Consider the following 21,296-nt stretch of genomic DNA (forward strand, 5'->3'; position numbering starts at 1 on the left):
GGTTCAACCGGAGGCCCGACTGACGTGACCACGAACCACAACTACCTCGCCGTCATCAAGGTCGTCGGTGTCGGCGGCGGCGGCGTGAACGCCGTGAACCGCATGATCGAGCTCGGCCTCCGCGGCGTCGAGTTCATCGCGATCAACACCGACGCACAGGCACTGCTGCTGAGCGACGCCGACGTCAAGCTCGACGTGGGCCGCGAGATCACCCGTGGTCTCGGCGCGGGCGCGGACCCCGAGGTCGGCCGTCGCGCCGCCGAGGACCACGCCGAGGAGATCGAGGAGGTCCTCGCGGGTGCCGACATGGTCTTCGTCACCGCGGGCGAGGGCGGCGGCACCGGCACGGGTGGTGCGCCCGTCGTCGCGCGCATCGCGAAGTCGATCGGTGCGCTCACCATCGGCGTCGTCACGAAGCCGTTCAGCTTCGAGGGCAAGCGCCGCCAGTCCCAGGCCGAGAACGGCGTCGCGGGCCTCAAGGACGAGGTCGACACCCTCATCGTCGTGCCGAACGACCGCCTGCTCGAGATCTCCGACCGCGGCATCTCGATGGTCGAGGCGTTCGCGACCGCCGACCAGGTGCTCCTCGCCGGCGTGCAGGGCATCACGGACCTCATCACGACCCCGGGTCTGATCAACCTCGACTTCGCCGACGTCAAGAGCGTCATGCAGGGTGCCGGCTCGGCGCTCATGGGCATCGGCTCGTCCCGCGGGGCGGACCGGGCGATTAAGGCGGCCGAGCTCGCCGTGGCGTCCCCGCTGCTCGAGGCCTCGATCGACGGTGCGCACGGCGTGCTGCTCTCGATCCAGGGCGGTTCGAACCTCGGCATCTTCGAGATCAACGACGCCGCGCGCCTGGTGCAGGAGGCGGTCCACCCCGAGGCGAACATCATCTTCGGTGCGGTCATCGACGACACCCTCGGCGACGAGGTCCGCGTGACGGTCATCGCCGCCGGGTTCGACGGCGGCGAGCCGAGCGCGCAGCAGAAGGAGCGTCGCTCGAGCTGGGTCGACCCGGAGTCGGGCGCCGCGTCGTCCGCCGCCGGTGCGACCGGTTCGGTGGAGGACACCGCGACCACGAGCCCGTCCTGGGCGTCGCAGCAGCACGAGGCCCCCGCGCAGCGCGCCGCCGACCCGGCCTTCGACGGCGACGACGAGCTCGACGTCCCCGACTTCCTGAAGTAAGCCGTCCTTGGCAGCCGACACGCGCCTCCCGTCCGCCTCGTCACCCGACGACGGACCGGAGGCGCGTCTCGCGTCCGTCCGGTCCGGGATCGCGGACGCGGCCCGCGCCGCGGGTCGGAGCGTCGACGAGCTGACGCTCGTCGTCGTGACGAAGTACCACCCGGCGTCGCTCGTCCGCGAGCTCGCCGCACTCGGCGTCACGGACGTGGGGGAGAACCGGCACCAGGAGGCGCAGACCAAGGCCGCCGAGCTGGCCGACCTCGACCTGACCTGGCACTTCGTCGGGCAGCTCCAGTCGAAGAAGGCCCGCCAGGTACGCCGGTACGCCGACGTGGTGCAGTCGCTCGACCGTGACTCCGTGGTGGACGCCTTCGCGCCGACCGAGGCCGAGCCGGACCCGCGGGTGATCGACGGCTTCGTGCAGGTCAACCTCACCGACGACCCCGGTCGTGGCGGGGTGCAGCCGGACGACGTCGAGGCGATGGTGACCCGCGTGCTCGACACCGGGACCATCCGACTCCGCGGCGTGATGGCCGTCGCACCGCTCGACGAGGAGCCCCGACGGGCCTTCGCCCGGCTCCGCACGATCTCGGAGCGCGTGGTCTCGCTCGCGCCCGACGCGACGGACGTGTCCGCCGGCATGAGCGGCGACTACGCCGACGCGATCGCCGAGGGCGCGACACACCTCCGGATCGGGACCGCAATCACGGGAAACCGGCCCACCGCGCCCTAGCCTCGTCCCAGGGCATCCACGAGCACGAACTCCGGAGGAACCATGGCCAACCCGCTCAAGAAGACGATGGTCTACCTCGGCCTCGCCGACGAGGAACTGTACGAGGACGAGCAGCAGCAGCCGGTGCCCGCCCAGGCGCGCCAGCAGGCCGCTCCGGCCCCCACCGCGGTCCCCGCCGCCGCTCCCGTGCAGGAGGCGCCCGTCGCGGCCGCCCCCGCCGCGGCGCCCGCGGAGCCCAAGACGCACACCCACCAGCGCGGCGCGCAGGTCACCCCGCTCCGACGCGCGCACACGACCGCACAGAAGGCGACCCCGGTCCAGGAAATGAACGAGATCCTCACCGTCCACCCGCGCGAGTACAAGGACGCCCAGTCCATCGCCGAGAGCTTCCGCGACGGCATCCCCGTCATCATCAACCTCTCGCAGATGACCGAGTCCGACGCCCGTCGCATGATCGACTTCGCCTCGGGGCTGTCGCTCGGGCTGTACGGCAAGATCGAGCGCGTCACCAACAAGGTCTTCCTGCTGTCGCCGGCGCACGTCGCGGTGAGCGGTGAGCCCGCTGAGGTAGAGTCCGACATCGAGGCGTCCTTCTTCGCCCAGTCCTGAGCCGGACCCCGGCCCAGTAGCCCCCGTGCGGTGATCGCCTGAGCACCGCACCCGAGCCGAGCGAGCCCCACCGTGTCACTGGTCTTCGGGATCCTGTCCTTCGCCCTCCTGCTCTACTTCTTCGTGATGTGGGGTCGGTTCGCGTTCGACATCGTCCAGGCCTACAACCGCAGCTGGCGCCCCCGTGGCGCGATGCTCGTGGTCGCCGACGTCGTCTACACGCTGACGGACCCGCCGATCCGGTTCGTCCGCCGGCTGCTCCCGCCGCTGCGGATGGGACCCGTCGCGCTCGACTTCGGCTGGACCATCGTGATGCTCGTCGTGATCATCCTCCGGGTGATCGTCGGCGGACTCGCTCGCTCCTTCTGATCCACCACCCGCACACGAATCGCGCCACGCCCGCCCAGAGGTCACGGTCGGACACGCGCGTCGGTGTACGGTGGTCGGGATCGATGCCCGCCCCGGCGGGCCTCCGCACCACACGGCACGACTGGTAGGTTCGGTCGTGACGCAAGTGGTTCCACACGTTCAGCAGTTCTATTGAGGTGACGGCAATGGCTTTGACGCCGGAAGACGTAGTCAACAAGCGGTTCCAGCCGACGAAGTTCCGCGAGGGCTACGACCAGGACGAGGTCGACGACTTCCTGGACGAGGTCGTCGTCGAACTCCGCCGCCTGACGGCCGAGAACGACGAGCTCCGCCAGCGCCTGCAGGCCGCCGAGTCGGCGCCGAAGCTCGAGAAGACCGAGCAGCCGGAGCCGGCCGCCGCTCCCGAGCCCGAGCCCACCCCGGCTCCCGTCGCCGCCGCCCCGGAGCCCGCTCCGGTCGCCGCAGCAGCGCCGGCTGCCTCGACGGTCCCCGCCGACGAGGACACCGAGGGCACCACGAACCTCCTCACGCTCGCTCGTCGTCTGCACGAGGAGCACGTGCGCGAGGGCATCGAGAAGCGCGACGCGCTCATCGCCGAGGGCACCGCGCAGGCCGCCCGCCTGGTCTCCGAGGCCGAGGCGAAGCAGCGCCAGATCATCGCCGACACCGAGAACACGAACCGCCAGCGGGTCGCCGTGCTCGAGCAGGAGCAGCGTCAGCTCGAGGGCAAGATCGACGAGCTCCGCACGTTCGAGCGCGACTACCGTGCGCAGCTCAAGAGCTACATCCAGTCCCAGCTGTCCGAGCTGGACGGGTCGGGCTCGGAGCAGTCCGGTCTCACCCCGGCGCCGGCCTCGGCGCAGGGCTTCGGCAACTGACGTTGTCGCGACCAGCAACACGAGCGAAGGTCAGTGTCCGCGCGATCGCGGCACTGGCCTTCGCCGCTGTCGTCGTGGTGGCGCTCGACCAGGGCGTCAAGGCCCTCGTCGTCGCGAACCTGCCGTATGGCCAGGCCGTGCCGGTGCTCGGCGACGCGCTGCAGTTCCTGTACGTCCGGAACCCCGGTGCCGCGTTCTCGTTCGCGGTGAACATGACGTGGGTGTTCTCGATCGTCAGCACGGCCGTCGTCGTCGCGATCATCGTCTTCGCCCGGCGCATCCGCTCGATGTGGTGGGCGATCGTGCTCGGCATGCTCCTCGGCGGCGCGCTCGGCAACCTGCTCGACCGGCTCTTCCGTGAGCCCGGCTTCGGCCGCGGGCACGTGGTCGACTTCATCTCGACGCCGTGGATGATGCCTGCGATCTACAACATCGCCGACTCGTTCATCTGCGTGAGCATGGTGGTCTTCGTCCTGCTCGTCGTCTTCGGCGTGAACCTCGACGGCACGCGGGCGCTCTCCGCGAAGCAGCAGCGCGCAGCCGACGCCCGCGCGGACGCCGCCGCAGCTCCCTCCGACGCGGCTCCTGCGGCCGCTCGGACCGCCGGCGCCCCGGACCCCCGGGCCCCGCGCGACGACCGGGACGCCCTCGGGCACGACGCGACGTGACCGAGTCACGTTCCCTGCCCGTGCCCGACGGGCTCGCCGGTGAGCGTGTCGACGCCGCCATCGCGAAGCTCCTCGGGTTCAGCCGGTCCTTCGCGGCCGAGGTCGTCGCCGCCGGTGGCGTGACCGTCGACGGGGTCACCGTCGACAAGTCGGACCGCCTGCACGCCGACGCATGGCTCCAGGTCGAGTGGTCGCCGAAGGAACCCCCGCGCATCGTCCCGGTCGCGGTCCCGGGCATGACGGTCGTGCACGACGACGACGACATCGTCGTGGTGGACAAGCCGATCGGCGTCGCCGCGCACCCCTCGCCCGGGTGGGACGGTCCGACCGTGCCCGGTGGCCTCGCCGCGGCCGGGTTCACCATCGCCACCTCGGGTGCCGCTGAGCGCGCGGGGATCGTGCACCGGCTCGACGTCGGCACGTCCGGCCTGATGGTCGTCGCCAAGACCGAGCTCGCCTACACGCACCTCAAGCGCGCCTTCAAGGAGCGCACGGTCGAGAAGGTCTACCACGCCCTCGCGCAGGGGCACCCGGACCCGACCTCGGGGACCATCGACGCCCCGATCGGTCGACACCCGTCGAGCGATTGGAAGTTCGCGGTCACGGCCGACGGCAAGCCGAGCGTCACGCACTACGAGACGCTCGAGGCCTTCCGCGCCGCGACCCTGCTCGAGGTGCACCTGGAGACCGGCCGGACGCACCAGATCCGCGTGCACATGGCGGCGACGCGGCACCCGCTCGTCGGCGACACGATGTACGGCGCCGACCCAGTGCTCGCGAACGAGCTCGGGCTGACCCGCCAGTGGCTCGACGCCGTGCGGCTCGGGTTCGAGCACCCGCGCACGGGGGAGTGGGTCACGTTCGAGGCGTCCTACCCCGACGACCTGCAGCGGGCGCTGGACCGGATCCGCGCGGCATAGCCGGGCAGGCGGGGCGGGGCGGCTCGCGAACGGGCCACATCTGTCACGCTCGGTACCTCGAGGCGACCGGTACTGCCCGAGCCGCGCAACGCGCGCGGCGTGTCGTGCCCGCTCGCGTCGACCGCGCTGCTTGCGTCGACCGCGGCTGGACAGCGTCGGACTGGAGGCCCGTGGCGGCGCCGCCCCGCGCCTCCAGTCCGCCACCCGGTCACCGCCCGCCCGTACCGCGCTCCCTGTGCTGGTCCGCCTCTCCCGAGCGCGCCACATCTGTCACGACGGGTCGCGTCCGGCGACCGGTCGTGCGCGGTCGGCGACACACCGACGGCGTGTCCTGCCCGCTCGAGCGACGCTGTCGAGCGCGCCGCGCGCGCGGGGCGCACCGAGCGCCCTGACGACACGCGCGGAGAAGTCGGTGCCCGCGGTTAGGCTTGTCCCGCCCCGCAGCCATCCGTCGAACCGGAGGTCCCGTGTCGGATTCCGACTCCTTCGTCCACCTGCACGTGCACAGCGAGTACTCGATGCTCGACGGTGCAGCGCGGTTGACCGACCTGGTCGCCGAGACCGCCGCGCAGGGCATGCCCGCGGTGGCGGTGACCGACCACGGCAACATGTTCGGGGCGTTCGAGTTCTGGAAGGCCGCGAAGGCCGGCGGCGTCAAGCCGATCATCGGGACCGAGGCCTACATCACGCCGCGGACGCACCGCTCCGACAAGACCCGGGTGCGCTGGGGTGACGGCGGCGGTGACGACGTGTCGGGTTCCGGCGCGTACACGCACATGACGATGTTCGCCGAGAACACGACGGGCATGCACAACCTGTTCCGGCTGTCGTCGCGGGCCTCGATCGAGGGCTACTACTTCAAGCCCCGCATGGACATCGAGCTGCTCGACCAGTACCACGAGGGGATCATCGCGACGACGGGCTGCCCCTCCGGCGAGATCCAGACGCGCCTGCGGCTCGGCCAGTACGACGAGGCGCTCAAGGCCGCGGCCGACTACCGCGACATCTTCGGCAAGGACAACTACTTCGCCGAGATTATGGACCACGGGCTCGAGATCGAGCGCCGCGTCATCGAGGACGTCGTCCGGATCTCGAAGGACCTCGGCATCCCGCTCGTCGGCACGAACGACCTGCACTACACGCACGCGCACGACGCCAAGTCGCACGCGGCCCTGCTCTGCGTGCAGTCCGGCTCGACCCTGAACGACCCGAACCGCTTCAAGTTCGACGCCGACGAGTTCTACCTGAAGACCCCGCAGCAGATGCGCCACGTCTTCCGCGACCACCCCGAGGCCTGCGACAACACGCTGCTCATCGCCGAGCGGTGTGAGGTCGAGTTCGACACCGCAGCGAACTACATGCCGAAGTTCCCGGTCCCCGAGGGCGAGACCGAGCACTCTTGGTTCGAGAAGGAAGTGGCGAAGGGGCTGGAGTACCGGTACCCCGAGGGCATCACGAAAGAGGTCCAGGAGCGCGCCGACTACGAGGTCGGGATCATCAACCAGATGGGCTTCCCGGGCTACTTCCTGGTGGTCGCGGACTTCATCAACTGGTCGAAGAACAACGGCATCCGCGTCGGTCCCGGTCGTGGTTCGGGTGCCGGCTCGATGGTGGCGTACGCGATGCGCATCACCGACCTCGACCCGATCCGGCACGGCCTGATCTTCGAGCGGTTCCTCAACCCGGACCGCGTCTCGATGCCCGACTTCGACGTCGACTTCGACGACCGGCGCCGCGGTGAGGCGATCAAGTACGTCACCGAGAAGTACGGGTCGGAGCGCGTCGCGCAGATCGTCACGTACGGCACGATCAAGGCGAAGCAGGCGCTGAAGGACTCGTCGCGCGTCCTCGGCTTCCCGTTCGGCATGGGCGAGAAGCTCACCAAGGCGATGCCGCCGCCCGTGATGGGCAAGGACATCCCGCTCACCGGGATCTTCGACAAGGACCACCCGCGTTACAAGGAGGCGGTGGACGTCCGGACGGTCGTCGAGACCGACCCCGAGGCGAAGACCGTGTTCGACACCGCGCTCGGGCTCGAGGGCCTGAAGCGGCAGTGGGGCGTGCACGCCGCCGGTGTGATCATGTCGAGCGAGCCGCTCATCGACATCATCCCGGTGATGAAGCGCGAGCAGGACGGCCAGATCGTCACGCAGTTCGACTACCCGGCAGCAGAGTCGCTCGGCCTGATCAAGATGGACTTCCTGGGCCTCCGGAACCTCACGATCATCAGTGATGCCCTCGACAACATCAAGAGCAACCGGGGCGTCGACCTCGACCTCGAGACGATGGGCCTCGAGGACGAAGCCGCGTACCAGCTCCTGCAGCGCGGCGACACGCTCGGGGTGTTCCAGCTCGACGGCGGCCCGATGCGCGGGCTCCTCCGCCTGATGAAGCCCGACAACTTCGAGGACATCTCCGCGCTCATCGCCCTCTACCGTCCGGGGCCGATGGGTGCGAACTCGCACACGAACTACGCGCTCCGCAAGAACGGCGAGCAGCCGATCACCCCGATCCACCCGGAGCTCGAGGAGCCGCTCCAGGACATCATCGGCACGACCTACGGCCTGATCATCTACCAGGAGCAGGTCATGGCCATCGCGCAGAAGGTCGCCGGCTTCTCCCTCGGACAGGCCGACATCCTCCGCCGCGCGATGGGCAAGAAGAAGAAGTCCGAGCTCGACAAGCAGTACGCCGGCTTCGAGAAGGGCATGCAGGACAACGGCTACTCGGCCGCGGCGATCAAGACGCTGTGGGACATCCTGCTGCCGTTCTCCGACTACGCGTTCAACAAGGCGCACTCCGCGGCGTACGGCGTGGTCTCGTTCTGGACGGCCTACCTCAAGGCGCACTACCCGGCCGAGTACATGGCCGCGCTCCTGACGAGCGTCGGCGACGCACGCGACAAGCTCGCGCTGTACCTCAACGAGTGCCGCCGGATGGGCATCAAGGTGATGCCGCCGGACGTCAACGAGTCGATCGGCTTCTTCGCGGCCGTCGGCGACGACATCCGCTTCGGCATGGGCGCGATCCGCAACGTCGGCTTCAACGTCGTCGACGACATCGTGCAGGCCCGGACCGAGAAGGGTGCGTTCGAGTCGTTCCACGACTTCCTGCGGAAGATCCCGATCTCGTCGGCCAACAAGCGGACCGTCGAGTCGCTCATCAAGGCCGGTGCCTTCGACGAGTTCGGCGACAGCCGCCGGGCGCTCGTCGAGATCCACGAGGGCGCGGTCGAGAGCGCCGTCAAGGTCAAGCGCGACGAGGCCCACGGCAACGTCGGCTTCGACTTCGACTCGCTGTTCGCCGAGGTCGCCGAGGAGGAGCCGTCCTCGGCCCCGGTGTCGCAGGTGCCGGAGCGGCCGGAGTGGGCCAAGCGCGACAAGCTCGCCTTCGAGCGCGACATGCTCGGCCTCTACGTGTCCGACCACCCGCTCGCCGGACTCGAGATCGAGCTCGCGAAGCACCAGTCGATCACCATCGCCGACCTCATCGCGGCGGACGACTCGGTCGAGGGCGAGACCGTCACGGTCGCGGGGCTCCTGACGAGCGTCCAGCACCGAGTCGCGAAGTCGAGCGGCAACCCGTACGGCATCGTCCAGATCGAGGACTTCGGCGGCGAGATCGGCGTCATGTTCCTCGGCAAGACCTACGCCGAGTTCGGACCGTCGCTCGTCGCCGACTCGATCGTCGTGTTGCGCGGCCGAGTGAACGTCCGCGACGACGGCAAGGCGCTACACGCGGTCAGCATGTTCCAGCCGAACGTCGGCGACGCGATGGGCTCCGGCCCGCTCACGCTGTCCCTGCCGGAGCGCCAGGCCACGACGACGACGGTCACCGAGCTCGCGGCGGTGCTCGGGCGGCACCAGGGCGAGACCGAGGTGCGGCTGCGGCTCCTGAAGGAGGACGTCGCGCGCACGTTCGAGCTGCCGTTCCCGGTCAACCTGACGCCGGACCTGTTCGGGGAGCTGAAGAGCCTGCTCGGCCCGCGCTGCCTGGTCTAGGCGAGCGGTGACGACGCCCGGAGCACCACGGCCCTCGGCCGCGGTGCTCCGGGCGTTCCGGGTCTCGGGGCACGTTCCGGAACAGCTCCCCGGCGGCCGGGGCACGACATGGCGCGTGGGCGACGTCGTCCTGCGACCGGCGGGCGACGTCCGGGAGGCCCAGTGGCGGTCCGACGTGCTGGCCTGCCTCCCGCACACGGTCGCGTTCCGCACGCCGCGCCCGGTCGCCGCGTCGGGAGGGGGTCGGGACCGCAGCGGACGGTCCGGCGACCGGGTCGGCGACCGCTGGGTCGTCGACGGCTGGGAGGCGTGGGAGCGGCTCGAGGGCGCACCCGACCCCACCCGCGTCGAGGACGTCGTCCGCGCCGGGACGGCGTTCCACCGCGCGGTCGCGGGGCTCGCCCGGCCGTCGTTCCTCGACCGCGTCGACGACCCGTGGAGCCGTGCCGAGCGGCTCGTCTGGGCTGACGGACCTGCGGGCGATGACCGACTCCCGGACGATCCGCTCGTCCGACGCCTGACCGCCGCCTTCCGACCGGTCCAGGGGCGGTCCCAGGTCGTCCACCGCGACCTGCTCGGCAACGTGCTGTTCGCCGCCGGCCGACCGCCCGCCGTCTTCGACTGGGCACCGACCTGGCGACCCGCGGGCTTCGGTGCCGCGGTGGCGGTCGTCGACGCGGTCTGCTGGCACGGAACGCCGCCCGCCCGGCTCGCGGCACTCGGCACGCTCGCCGAGGCGCCCGGGTGGCCGCAGCTGCTCGTGCGGGCACTCGCGTTCCGGATCGTCACGCTGCACGTCCTCGGCGGGTGGGACGCGGAGCAGCACGCGCGGCACCGTCCCGTCGTGGACGCACTGCTGTCGGGGAGCGCCGGTACGCTGGACGTCCCATGATGCAGCGAATCGACCTCCGTGGCGGCCTGCCCGCCCGTGCCGACCTCCTCCGCCTGATGCCGCGTGCCGCCGGTGACGTCTCGTCCGCCGTCGCCGCCACCCGGGAGCTCGTGGACGACGTGCGACACCGCGGGGCCGACGCGCTGCACGAGCAGGCCGAGCGGTTCGACGGGGGAGCGCCCGAGCACGTCCGGGTCCCCGCGGACGAGATCGCCGCCGCGGTCGCCGGGCTCACCCCGGAGCTCCGCGCCGCGCTGGACGAGGCGATCCGCCGCGTGCGCGCCGCGAGTGCCGCCCAGGTGCCGACCGGTTCGGTGACGACGCTCGCCGACGGCGCCGAGGTGCACCAGCGCTGGCAGCCGATGCGCCGCGTGGGGCTCTACGTCCCCGGTGGCAAGGCCGTCTACCCCTCGAGCGTCGTGATGAACGTCGTCCCCGCGCAGGTCGCCGGCGTCGGGTCCATCGCCCTCGTGTCCCCGCCGCAGCGGGACCACGGCGGGCGCGTGCACCCGACGATCCTCGCCGCAGCAGGGCTCCTCGGCGTCGACGAGGTCTACGCGATGGGCGGTGCCGGAGCGGTCGGTGCGCTGGCGTACGGCGTCGCGTCGATCGGTCTCGAGCCCGTCGACCTGGTCACCGGGCCCGGGAACAACTACGTCGCCGCGGCGAAGCGCCTCGTGCGCGGTGTCGTCGGCATCGACTCCGAAGCCGGGGCCACCGAGATCCTCGTCATCGCGGACGACACCGCCGACGCGGGCTTCGTCGCCGCCGACCTGGTCAGCCAGGCCGAGCACGACGAGCAGGCCGGCAGCGTCCTCGTGACGACGTCGGCGTCCTTCGCCGATGCGGTGGAGGCGGCCATCCCGGAACGGGTGGCGGCGCTGGGGACTGCCACGCGCCTCCAGTCCGCCCTGGACGGTCCGCAGTCGGCGGTCGTCCTGGTGGACTCGCTCGCCGACGCGGCGGCCGTCAGCAACGCCTACGGGCCGGAGCACCTCGAGATCCAGACCGCGGACGACGACGCCGTGCTGGCGGAGATCGACGCCGCGGGTGCGGTGTTCGTCGGGCCGAGCACGCCCGTCAGCCTCGGGGACTACCTGGCGGGGTCGAACCACGTGCTGCCGACCGGCGGCCAGGCACGATTCGGCTCCGGGCTGTCGGCGTCGACGTTCCTGCGCCCCCAGCAGGTGATCCGGTACTCCGCGACGGCCCTGGCCGAGGTCGCGCCGCACATCGTCGCGCTCGCGACCGAGGAGCAGCTGCCCGGCCACGGCGCCGCGGTCACCGAGCGGACCGCTCGCGCCTGAGCCGACCCGCTCGCGTCTGAGCCGACCCGCTCGCGCCTGGACGGACCGGGGAGCCGGTAGCCTGGGACGGACATGTTCTGCCCCTTCTGCCGCCACCCGGACTCCCGCGTCGTCGACTCCCGCACGAGTGACGACGGCACCTCGATCCGTCGCCGCCGCCAGTGCCCGAACTGCGGGCGTCGGTTCTCGACGACCGAGACCGCCTCGCTCAACGTGGTGAAGCGCAACGGCGTCACCGAGCCGTTCAGCCGCGACAAGATCGTCTCCGGCGTGCGCAAGGCGTGCCAGGGCCGCCCGGTCACCGACGGCGATCTGGCCGTGCTCGCGCAGCGGGTCGAGGAGACCGTCCGGTCGTCCGGCTCGAGCCAGATCGACGCGAACGACATCGGGCTGGCGATCCTCGCGCCGCTCCGGGAACTCGACGAGGTCGCGTTCCTGCGCTTCGCGAGCGTCTACCAGGCGTTCGAGTCCCTCGAGGACTTCGAGGACGCCATCGGCCAGCTCCGCCTCGACCACCACGCCGCGGACCCCGCCGGGGGTGCGGCGTGAGCGGCATCGCCGAGCGGATCGTCCGGGGCGGGTACGCCGTCGTGTTCCGGGCCGTGTTCGCGAACATGGACCCGGAGCGGGCGCACCACCTGGCCTTCGGGGTGATCAAGGCGTTGCCCGGCATCCCCGTCCTGAGCGGTGTCGTCGAGCGGTACTCCCGCCCCGCGGCCGAGGACGGCGTCACGACGATGGGCATCCACTTCCCGTCGCGCTTCGGGCTGGCCGCCGGCTTCGACAAGGACGCGCGCGGCATCGCCGGTCTGGGGCTGCTCGGCTTCGGCCACGTCGAGGTCGGCACCATCACGGCGAAGCCGCAGCCCGGCAACGACCGTCCGCGGCTGTTCCGCCTGATCGCCGACCGGGCGCTCGTCAACCGGATGGGCTTCAACAACCACGGCGCCGCCCGAGCCGCCCGTCGCCTGGAGCGCGCGCGACGGAACCCGGGGCGCCCGGTGATCGGCGTCAACATCGGCAAGAGCCGCGCCGTCGCGGTCGAGGACGCCGTCGACGACTACCTGGAGTCGACCCGGCTCCTCGCGCCGTTCGCGGACTACCTCGCGGTGAACGTCAGCTCCCCGAACACGCCCGGCCTCCGCGGCCTGCAGGAAGAGGACCAGCTGCGGCCGCTCCTGACCGCGGTGCGGGACGCCGCCGGGAAGACCCCGGTGCTGGTGAAGATCGCGCCGGACCTGACCGACGAGCAGATCGACGCCGTCGCCGGGCTCGCGGTGGACCTCGGGCTCGCGGGCATCATCGCGAACAACACGACGATCGAGCGGACCGGGCTCGTGACCCCTGTCGAGAAGGTCGCGGCGATGGGCGCCGGCGGTCTGTCCGGTGCGCCGATCGCGGCCCGGTCGCTCGAGGTCCTGCGGCGGGTGCGCGCCGCGGTGCCGTCGGACTTCTGCGTCGTGGCCGTCGGTGGGGTCACCACCGAGCAGGACGTGCAGGACCGCATCGATGCGGGTGCGACGCTCGTGCAGGGTTACACGGCGTTCCTCTACGAGGGGCCGACCTGGGCGACGCGGATCAACCGTCTCCGTCGTCGTCGGTTGCGGCGCGCCGCGCGCTGAGCTCCCGCGGGCGTCGAGCCGGCGGCGCTTCGGTCTCGGCGTCGGTCTCGGCGTCGGCGTCGGCGTCGGTCTCGTTCCGCCGGCGATGGAGCAGGAACCGTCGGGTCCAGACCGGGACCCCGACGTCTTCTGCTCCATCGACGTCCGGGGCGCCGACACAACCTCGCGCCCAGCTCGGTGCGCAGCGCCCGCCGCGCCCTCGGAACGACGAAGCGCCGTCCGGTGGACCGGACGGCGCTTCAGGGGAGCGGTTCGCGTGCTACAGCGCGGGGTACTGCCCGCGGCGCACCTGCGGCTTCGGCAGGCGCAGGAAGCGCAGCTGCCACGCCCGGGTGAGGATGTAGAGGAAGGTCCCGCGCTGCATCTCGCCGAACTTCGCGGCGAGCTTCTTGCGCAGGGACAGCCAGAGCACGATGCAGTCGAGCACGAACAGCGCCACGAACGCCCACACCATCAGGAGCGCGTACGACGCGATCACGGTCTGGGCAGCGGCGAAGCCGAGGATCAGGAAGAGCACGAGCACGGGCATCATGACCTCGCCCACGTTCCAGCGCGCGTCGATCCAGTCGCGCACGAACCGGCGCTGCTCGCCCTTGTCCTTGGCGGGCAGGTACCGCTCCTCGCCGTTGGCCATGCCGACGCGGGCCTTCTCGCGCTCGGTGTTCAGCCGGGCGCGAGCGGCCTTCTTGTCCTGCGGGCTGTTGCCGACGAGGGGACGGCGGTTGGCTGCCTCACGCTCGCGACGCGACGGCGTCGGGCGACCCTTGCCCTGCGCGAGGAGTTCTTCCTCGGAGGGGTTGACGGTCGTGTTGGTCTTGGGGGCTGCCTTCGCCACGGTGCGTTCCTGACTGCGGTTGCGTGCTGGATCGTCCTCTAGATTACGGGACATGACCGACACCGACCAGCACAGCACCGCGACCGACCCCGCGCTCCTCGACGCCCTGCGCGAACACGTCCAGGGGGCGCTGCCGACCACGATCGCGGACCTCTCCGCCCTGGTCCGGCTGCCGTCGGTGTCCTGGTCGGCCTTCGATCCGGCGAACGTGCAGGCGAGCGCCGAGGCCGTCGCGGACCTGGCACGCTCAACCGGGGTCTTCGCCGACGACGCGGTCCGCATCGTCCGCTCGGCCGTCGAGGGCGACACCCCGAGCACGGACGCCCCGTCCGCCGACACCGCGTCCCAGGCCGACGCCCCCGACGTCGAGCTCGGCCAGCCCGCGGTCCTGGCGGTCCGCCCGGCCCGGAACGGCAAGCCCACCGTGATGCTCTACGCGCACCACGACGTGCAGCCCCAGGGCGACGACGCACTCTGGGAGACCCCGCCCTTCGAGCCGACCCTCCGCGGCGACCGCCTCTACGGCCGCGGCGCCTCGGACGACAAGGCCGGCGTGATGACCCACATCGCCTCGCTCCGGGCCCTGCACGCGCAGTTCGGCGACGACCTCGACCTCGGCGTCGTGCTGTTCGTCGAGGGCGAGGAGGAGTTCGGCTCCCGGTCGTTCCGCACGTTCCTGCGCGAGCAGAAGGAGCACCTCGCCGCCGACGTCATCGTCGTGGCGGACAGCGACAACTGGTCGGCCGAGGTCCCCTCCATCACGGTCTCGCTGCGCGGCAACGTCACGTTCAAGCTCACCCTGACGACGCTCGAGCACGCCAGCCACAGCGGCATGTTCGGGGGAGCGGCCCCGGACGCGATGATCCCGATGGCCCGCCTGCTCGCCTCGCTGCACGACGACGCCGGCTCGGTCGCGGTCGAGGGGCTCACGGCGTACGAGGCCGACGTCCCCGAGCGCTCCGACGCCGAGCTCGCCTCCGACGCCGCGCTCCTCGAGGGCGTGCAGCCGGTCGGCACCGGCCCGGTGCTGTCCCGTATGTGGTTCCAGCCGTCGATCACGGTCACCGGCCTGGACGTCCCGAGCGTCGCGAACGCCTCGAACACGCTGCTGCCGACGGTCGCCGCGCGGGTCTCGGTCCGCGTCGCCCCCGGGCAGGCCGCCACCGACGCGTTCGCCGCCGTCGAGCGTCACCTCCGCGCGCACGTGCCGTTCGGTGCGCGGCTCGAGATCACCGAGGTCGACACGGGCGACGGCTTCCTCGTCGACACCGCCGGCTGGGCCGTCCAGGAGGCCCGCACGGCCATGCACGAGGGCTGGGGCAACCCCGCCGTCGAGCAGGGCATCGGCGGCTCGATCCCGTTCGTGTCCGACCTGGCCGCGGAGTTCCCGGACGCGCAGATCCTGGTGACCGGCGTCGAGGACCCGGACACCCGCGCGCACAGCCCGAACGAGTCGCAGCACCTGGGCGTCCTGCACCGCGCGATCGCGTCCGAGACGATCCTGCTGGCGCGACTGGCGTCGCGCGGCTGACGCCGCACCGGACGGGAGGCACGTGGTGGGCCCGCCACGTGCCTCCCGTCCGTCCGTCGCCGGCTGACGAGCCGGACTGTGGAGAGATGCTCGCCCTGTCGGCCGGCGTGCTTACAATCGTGAACAGGCGCGGTGATCGTCACCGCCCGGAGGGAGAAGCGCGATGAGCGACACCATCATCGACAACGCACCGGCGACGGACGCACGCTCGCACGGCGTCGCGCTCAGCGACACGGCCGCGGCGAAGGTGGCGAGCCTGCTCGAGCAGGAGGGCCGCGACGACCTCCGCCTGCGCCTGGCCGTCCAGCCCGGCGGGTGCTCGGGCCTGATCTACCAGCTGTACTTCGACGAGCGGCTGCTCGACGGCGACGCCACCGCCGAGTTCGGCAGCGGGGTCGAGGTCGTCGTCGACAAGATGAGCGTCCCGTACCTCGACGGCGCGACCATCGACTTCGAGGACACCATCCAGAAGCAGGGCTTCACCATCGACAACCCCAACGCGCAGGGCAGCTGCGCGTGCGGCGACAGCTTCCACTGACACTGTCAGGTTCGGCGTCACCGGGTCCGGGTGTCCACCACCCGTGATCGACACGCGAGCGGGGAGTGACCGATCTGGTCGCTCCCCGCTCGTCGTCCGTGGGGGCTCCGGCCGCGCGCGACCGGGGGAAAGCCGTGCGGTCATCGGTGTCCGGCGTGCGAGTCCGGCACCCGGATCGGCCGCCGAACGGGCCGCGTGTGCACGAGTGTCGGCGAGCTGCGAGTAAGCTAGGAGTGTTCCAACCAAGCTGGGAACCAGCAATGAGCCGCCTTGGCGCGCTCGGTTCCCCGCCACGTCTTCCGAGAGGTAACAGTGCGTTCGAATCGCCGTATACGTTGGGCGGCCGTCCCGGTGGCCGTCGGTCTGGTCATCGCACTGGCTGGCTGCTCGCAGCAGCAGCTGAACGGGTGGCTCCCCGGCACGGAGGAGACGAAGGACGTCACGAACCACACGAGCCGCGTCGTCGGCCTGTGGACCACCAGCTGGGTCGTCCTGCTCGCGGTGGGTCTCATCGTGTGGGGCCTCATCATCTGGGCCGCGATCGTCTACCGCCGCCGCAAGGGCCAGACCGGCCTCCCGGTGCAGATGCGGTACAACATGCCGCTCGAGATCTTCTACACGATCGTGCCGCTCATCCTGGTGCTCGGCTTCTTCGCCTTCACCGCCAAGGACCAGTCCGCGATCGAGAAGCCCTTCACGGACCCCGACGCGACGATCCACGTCTACGGCAAGCGCTGGGCGTGGGACTTCAACTACATCGACAAGGACAACCCCGAGGACAGCGTCTACTACCAGGGCATCCAGGCCCAGGAAGAAGAGAACGGGAACGGCTCGATCGACGAGTCCCAGCTGCCGACGCTGTACCTGCCGGTCGACAAGAAGGTCAAGATCGAGCTCAGCTCGCGCGACGTCGACCACTCGTTCTGGATCATCGACTTCCTCTACAAGAAGGACATGCTCCCGGGCAAGACGAACTACGAGTACTTCATCCCGCAGAAGATCGGCACGTACCAGGGCAAGTGCGCGGAGCTCTGCGGTGAGTACCACTCGCTGATGCTCTTCCAGGTCAAGGTCGTGTCCGACTCGGACTACGAGAAGTACCTCGACACGCTGCGCGAGCAGGGCAAGGTCGGTCTGCTCGGCAACGAGTACGACACCAACACGAACGAACCGAACAACAAGGCGCCGGTCGAGGCGTCGAGCGAGAACAAGTAGGGGCTCGTCTGATGACAACGTCACTCGTCGGCCAGCCGACCAGGCCCTCGACGCCGGACTTCCAGGCGTCGAAGGTCGGGCGGAAGGGCAACATCATCGTCCGGTGGATCACCTCCACCGACCACAAGACCATCGGGTACATGTACCTGATCGCCTCGTTCGTCTTCTTCCTGCTCGCGGGTGTGATGGCGCTGGTCATCCGTGCCCAGCTCTTCGAGCCCGGCCTGCACGTGGTCGCGACGAAGGAGCAGTACAACCAGCTCTTCACGATGCACGGCACGATCATGCTGCTGATGTTCGCGACGCCGCTCTTCTCGGGCTTCGCGAACGCGATCATGCCGCTGCAGATCGGTGCGCCGGACGTCGCCTTCCCGCGTCTGAACGGGTTCGCCTTCTGGCTGTACCTGTTCGGCTCGCTCATCGCGGTCGGTGGCTTCCTCACCCCGCAGGGCGCCGCGTCCTTCGGGTGGTTCGCCTACGCGCCGCTGAGTGACACGACGTTCACACCGGGTCTCGGGGGCACGCTCTGGGTCTTCGGCCTCGGCATGACGGGCTTCTCGACGATCCTCGGCGCGGTGAACTTCATCACGACGATCATCACGATGCGCGCCCCCGGCATGACGATGTTCCGCATGTCGATCTTCACGTGGAACACCCTCGTGACCTCGCTGCTCGTGCTGATGGCCTTCCCGGTCCTCGCCGCTGCACTGTTCGGCCTCGGTCTCGACCGTGTGTTCGACGCCCAGATCTACAACCCGGCCAACGGCGGGGCACTGCTGTGGCAGCACCTGTTCTGGTTCTTCGGCCACCCCGAGGTCTACATCATCGCGCTGCCGTTCTTCGGCATCGTGTCCGAGGTCTTCCCGGTCTTCAGCCGCAAGCCGATCTTCGGGTACAAGACCCTCGTCTACGCGACCATCTCCATCGCGGCCCTCTCGGTCACGGTGTGGGCGCACCACATGTACGTCACCGGTGGCGTCCTGCTCCCGTGGTTCTCGCTCATGACGATGCTCATCGCGGTCCCGACCGGCGTGAAGATCTTCAACTGGGTCGGCACGATGTGGCGCGGTTCGGTCACGTTCGAGACGCCGCTCCTGTGGGCCGTCGGCTTCCTCATCACCTTCACGTTCGGTGGTCTCACCGGTGTGATCCTGGCGTCGCCGCCGCTCGACTTCCACGTGTCCGACTCGTACTTCGTCGTCGCGCACTTCCACTACGTGGTCTTCGGCACCGTCGTGTTCGCGATGTTCTCCGGCTTCTACTTCTGGTGGCCGAAGTGGACCGGCAAGATGCTCAACGAGCGCCTCGGCAAGATCCACTTCTGGCTCCTGTTCATCGGCTTCCACACGACGTTCCTCATCCAACACTGGCTGGGCGTCATCGGCATGCCGCGTCGCTACGCGACCTACCTGCCGAACGACGGGTTCACCTGGATGAACCAGCTGTCGACGATCGGCTCGATGATCCTCGCGATCTCGTTCCTGCCGTTCATCTTCAACGTCTACGTCACGGCCCGGAACGCGCCGAAGGTCGCCGTGAACGACCCGTGGGGCTACGGCCGCTCGCTCGAGTGGGCGACCAGCTGCCCGCCGCCCCGGCACAACTTCACGTCGATCCCGCGGATCCGTTCCGAGTCCCCGGCGTTCGACCTGAACCACCCCGAAGCGGGTGTGCCGATCGGTGTGGGTCCTGCGAAGGACGCACCGGACGCTCCGACCTACGACGCCGCGAAGGGCGAGGTGAAGTAAGGCGATGCGCGCCAACGTCAACCTGTTCTGGATCCTCTTCGGGTTCTTCATCCTCGCGGACGCCGCGTACACCATCTGGGCGATGCTCTACTACGGGCACCCGGAGTGGGTGGGCACGGTCGCGATCGGCCTCACCGGCATCATGAGCGCGTTCATCGCGTTCTACCTCGGCAAGGTCATGTCGTCGCAGGGCGGGGTCCTCCCGGAGGACCGCGCCGACGCCAACATCGAGGACGGCGACGCCGAGCTCGGGCACTTCAGCCCGTGGTCGTGGTGGCCGATCCTTCTGGCCGGCTCCACCGCCGTCTGCTTCCTCGGTCTCGCCGCCGGCCTGTGGATCGTCCCGATCGGGCTCGCGCTCGTCACCGTGACGCTCGTCGGCTGGGTCTACGAGTACTACCGCGGCAACTTCGGGCACTGAGTCCCGGCGGGCTGCGGCCCACCGCACCTGACACCTTCGGGCGGCACCACCACCGGTGCCGCCCGAAGTGCGTCCGGGGCCAGCCGTACGCGAGCAAGCTGGTCCGAGCAGACTCGTACCTGCCCCCTCGACCTCCCGCATCGATCCGCGCAGAACCGGTACCGATCGGGAATCAACCGGCCCGCTCTCGGCTTGGCCTCGAGCGGACCCCCTCCACCACAGCGAAAGGACTCACCTCCGGTGACCGACAAGCGCACCCTCATCATCTTCGGCGCGACGGGCGACCTCGCCTCCCGCCTGCTGCTGCCGGGCCTCGGCACGTTCCTGCAGAGCGGTCGAGCGGTTCCGGTCCAGCTCATCGGTACCGGTCGCAGCGCCCGCAGCGAGGACCAGTGGAAGGACGTCGTCACGAAGTCCTTCGCATCGCAGGACGTCAAGGGCGAGGAGGTCGACGCCACCCTCGCGTCGACGCAGTTCATCCAGGGCGACCCGACCGACCCGAAGCACCTCGAGGCACTCCTGGCCGCGGCCGACGCCGAGCCCATCCTGTACTTCGCGCTGCCGCCGCAGATCGCGTCGGACATCTGCGAGGCGCTGCAGGAGGTCGAGCTCCCCGCGGGCACGACCCTGGCGTTCGAGAAGCCGTTCGGCACCGACGTCGCCAGCGCGAAGGCCCTGAACGAGACGGTACTCAGGCTCGTCCCCGAGGAGCGCGTGCACCGCACCGACCACTTCCTCGGTCGCACCACGGTCCTGAACATCATCGGTCTGCGCTTCGCGAACCGCCTGTTCGAGCCGATCTGGAACGCGGACAACATCGAGAAGGTCGACATCTTCTACGACGAGACCCTCGGTCTCGAGAACCGCGCGCAGTACTACGACGAGGCCGGCGCGATGGTCGACATGATCCAGTCGCACCTGCTCCAGATCCTCGGCATCGTGACGATGGACGCCCCGGCGGACATCGACGCGGTCGAGTTCCGCTCGTCCCTGGCCCGTGTCCTCCGGTCGACCGAGCTCAAGGGTGGCGACGCGACGATCGCCTCCCGCCGCGCCGTCTACACGGCCGGCACCATCGACGGCAAGGAACTGCCGTCGTACCAGGACGAGGACGGCGTCGACAAGTCGCGCGGCACCGAGACCCTGGCCGAGATCGAGGTCGAGGTCGACACGGCGCGCTGGAAGGGCGTCCCGTTCACCCTCCGCTCCGGCAAGGCGCTCGGCGCCAGCCGCAAGGAGGTCCTCATCACCTTCAAGCCCGTGACGCGCCTGCCCTCCGGCCTGTCCGGTCGCCCGAAGGCGGACACGCTGCGCATCGTCCTCAACCCGGACGAGATCGAGCTGTCGGTGTCGGCGAACGGCGGCGGCAACCCGTTCGAGATGGGGCAGGTCACGCTCTCGTCGACGTTCGACGACGGTGAGCTGACCCCCTACGGCGAGGTCCTCAACGGCATCTTCCACGACGACCCGCTGCTCTCCATCCGCGGCGACGTCGCGGAGCGCTGCTGGGAGATCGTGGAGCCGGTCGTCGAGGCCTGGAAGTCCGGTTCGGTCCCGCTCGAGGAGTACCGCGCGGGCTCGCGCGGCCCGGCGGAGTGGGTCTCGTCGTCCTGACGGACCGAGCGTCCTGACGGACGTCACCCCCTGACGGACGGGAGGCGCGGTGCCAGCTGGCACCGCGCCTCCCGTCCGTCATGTGGTCGCGCCCACGGCACGACCGCGACGTTCCTGCCCATCGCGACCGACATGGGAGACCTATCCGCGCATTGGAGGCCGGAAGGAACGGCATCCCACGCGCGGATCGGCATCCTGTGCGCGGATCGG

At 70.2% G+C, this 21,296-nt stretch carries 19 protein-coding genes; 18 read left to right on the forward strand and 1 reads right to left on the reverse strand.

Translation table 11 applies throughout. The features are described 5' to 3' along the window. Window positions 1-24 precede the first annotated feature (24 nt). From ftsZ to HUN59_RS10605, 12 genes are all read left to right on the forward strand, one after another. Entirely contained in the window at window positions 25-1,185 is a 1,161-nt protein-coding gene (gene ftsZ, locus HUN59_RS10550) for a cell division protein FtsZ (RefSeq protein WP_174778314.1), read from the forward strand. Window positions 1,186-1,192: 7 nt separating this feature from the next. Beyond that, complete coding sequence (locus tag HUN59_RS10555) at window positions 1,193-1,918, forward strand: YggS family pyridoxal phosphate-dependent enzyme (protein ID WP_174778315.1); 726 nt, start codon at window positions 1,193-1,195, stop codon at window positions 1,916-1,918. A gap of 42 nt (window positions 1,919-1,960) precedes the next feature. After that, entirely contained in the window at window positions 1,961-2,527 is a 567-nt protein-coding gene (locus tag HUN59_RS10560) for a cell division protein SepF (protein ID WP_174778316.1), read from the forward strand. Window positions 2,528-2,599: 72 nt separating this feature from the next. Beyond that, complete coding sequence (locus HUN59_RS10565) at window positions 2,600-2,896, forward strand: YggT family protein (protein ID WP_058743346.1); 297 nt, start codon at window positions 2,600-2,602, stop codon at window positions 2,894-2,896. A 185-nt stretch (window positions 2,897-3,081) separates the two neighbouring features. After that, window positions 3,082-3,774 carry a DivIVA domain-containing protein gene (locus HUN59_RS10570; protein WP_058743347.1) on the forward strand — a complete coding sequence of 231 codons (693 nt, stop codon included), beginning with the start codon at window positions 3,082-3,084 and terminating at the stop codon, window positions 3,772-3,774. A gap of 2 nt (window positions 3,775-3,776) precedes the next feature. Next, entirely contained in the window at window positions 3,777-4,442 is a 666-nt protein-coding gene (lspA, locus tag HUN59_RS10575) for a signal peptidase II (RefSeq protein ID WP_302690927.1), read from the forward strand. Next, window positions 4,439-5,362: an RluA family pseudouridine synthase gene (locus HUN59_RS10580; protein ID WP_231050545.1), complete on the forward strand. Its 924-nt coding sequence runs from the start codon at window positions 4,439-4,441 to the stop codon at window positions 5,360-5,362. Before lspA ends, HUN59_RS10580 begins: the two co-directional genes overlap by 4 nt. 518 nt (window positions 5,363-5,880) lie before the next feature. Continuing rightward, window positions 5,881-9,363 carry a DNA polymerase III subunit alpha gene (gene dnaE / locus HUN59_RS10585; protein ID WP_254630059.1) on the forward strand — a complete coding sequence of 1,161 codons (3,483 nt, stop codon included), beginning with the start codon at window positions 5,881-5,883 and terminating at the stop codon, window positions 9,361-9,363. A gap of 115 nt (window positions 9,364-9,478) precedes the next feature. Then, entirely contained in the window at window positions 9,479-10,255 is a 777-nt protein-coding gene (locus tag HUN59_RS10590) for a hypothetical protein (RefSeq protein WP_254629856.1), read from the forward strand. After that, window positions 10,252-11,562 (forward strand): histidinol dehydrogenase, encoded by a 1,311-nt coding sequence (hisD, locus tag HUN59_RS10595; RefSeq protein ID WP_174778319.1) that lies wholly within the window; start codon window positions 10,252-10,254, stop codon window positions 11,560-11,562. The genes HUN59_RS10590 and hisD overlap by 4 nt, the downstream gene beginning before the upstream one ends. Window positions 11,563-11,634: 72 nt before the next feature. Continuing rightward, the gene (gene nrdR / locus HUN59_RS10600; RefSeq protein ID WP_058741696.1) at window positions 11,635-12,111 is read left to right on the forward strand and encodes a transcriptional regulator NrdR; all 477 of its coding nucleotides are present in this window, start codon (window positions 11,635-11,637) and stop codon (window positions 12,109-12,111) included. Then, on the forward strand, window positions 12,108-13,184 hold the full coding sequence (locus HUN59_RS10605; RefSeq protein ID WP_174778320.1) for a quinone-dependent dihydroorotate dehydrogenase: 1,077 nt from the start codon (window positions 12,108-12,110) through the stop codon (window positions 13,182-13,184). The genes nrdR and HUN59_RS10605 overlap by 4 nt, the downstream gene beginning before the upstream one ends. Window positions 13,185-13,443: 259 nt before the next feature. Here HUN59_RS10605 and HUN59_RS10610 read toward each other — a convergent pair whose 3' ends face one another. Next, window positions 13,444-14,019 carry a DUF3043 domain-containing protein gene (locus tag HUN59_RS10610; RefSeq protein ID WP_058741695.1) on the reverse strand — a complete coding sequence of 192 codons (576 nt, stop codon included), beginning with the start codon at window positions 14,017-14,019 and terminating at the stop codon, window positions 13,444-13,446. Between the two features lie 52 nt (window positions 14,020-14,071). Between HUN59_RS10610 and HUN59_RS10615 the strand changes: the two genes are divergently transcribed. From HUN59_RS10615 to HUN59_RS10640, 6 genes are all read left to right on the forward strand, one after another. Continuing rightward, the gene (locus HUN59_RS10615; RefSeq protein WP_174778321.1) at window positions 14,072-15,550 is read left to right on the forward strand and encodes a dipeptidase; all 1,479 of its coding nucleotides are present in this window, start codon (window positions 14,072-14,074) and stop codon (window positions 15,548-15,550) included. Window positions 15,551-15,713: 163 nt separating this feature from the next. Beyond that, the gene (locus HUN59_RS10620) at window positions 15,714-16,088 is read left to right on the forward strand and encodes a HesB/IscA family protein (RefSeq protein ID WP_058741693.1); all 375 of its coding nucleotides are present in this window, start codon (window positions 15,714-15,716) and stop codon (window positions 16,086-16,088) included. A 312-nt stretch (window positions 16,089-16,400) separates the two neighbouring features. Then, window positions 16,401-17,303, forward strand: a complete 903-nt coding sequence (gene ctaC / locus HUN59_RS10625) for an aa3-type cytochrome oxidase subunit II (RefSeq protein WP_058741692.1) — start codon at window positions 16,401-16,403, stop codon at window positions 17,301-17,303. A gap of 11 nt (window positions 17,304-17,314) precedes the next feature. Beyond that, window positions 17,315-19,051 (forward strand): aa3-type cytochrome oxidase subunit I, encoded by a 1,737-nt coding sequence (gene ctaD, locus HUN59_RS10630; RefSeq protein WP_058741691.1) that lies wholly within the window; start codon window positions 17,315-17,317, stop codon window positions 19,049-19,051. Window positions 19,052-19,055: 4 nt separating this feature from the next. Continuing rightward, the gene (locus HUN59_RS10635; protein WP_174778322.1) at window positions 19,056-19,472 is read left to right on the forward strand and encodes a cytochrome c oxidase subunit 4; all 417 of its coding nucleotides are present in this window, start codon (window positions 19,056-19,058) and stop codon (window positions 19,470-19,472) included. A 240-nt stretch (window positions 19,473-19,712) separates the two neighbouring features. Further along, the gene (locus tag HUN59_RS10640; RefSeq protein ID WP_174778323.1) at window positions 19,713-21,086 is read left to right on the forward strand and encodes a glucose-6-phosphate dehydrogenase; all 1,374 of its coding nucleotides are present in this window, start codon (window positions 19,713-19,715) and stop codon (window positions 21,084-21,086) included. Window positions 21,087-21,296 lie beyond the last annotated feature (210 nt).

It is taken from the genome of Curtobacterium sp. Csp2 (assembly GCF_013347165.1).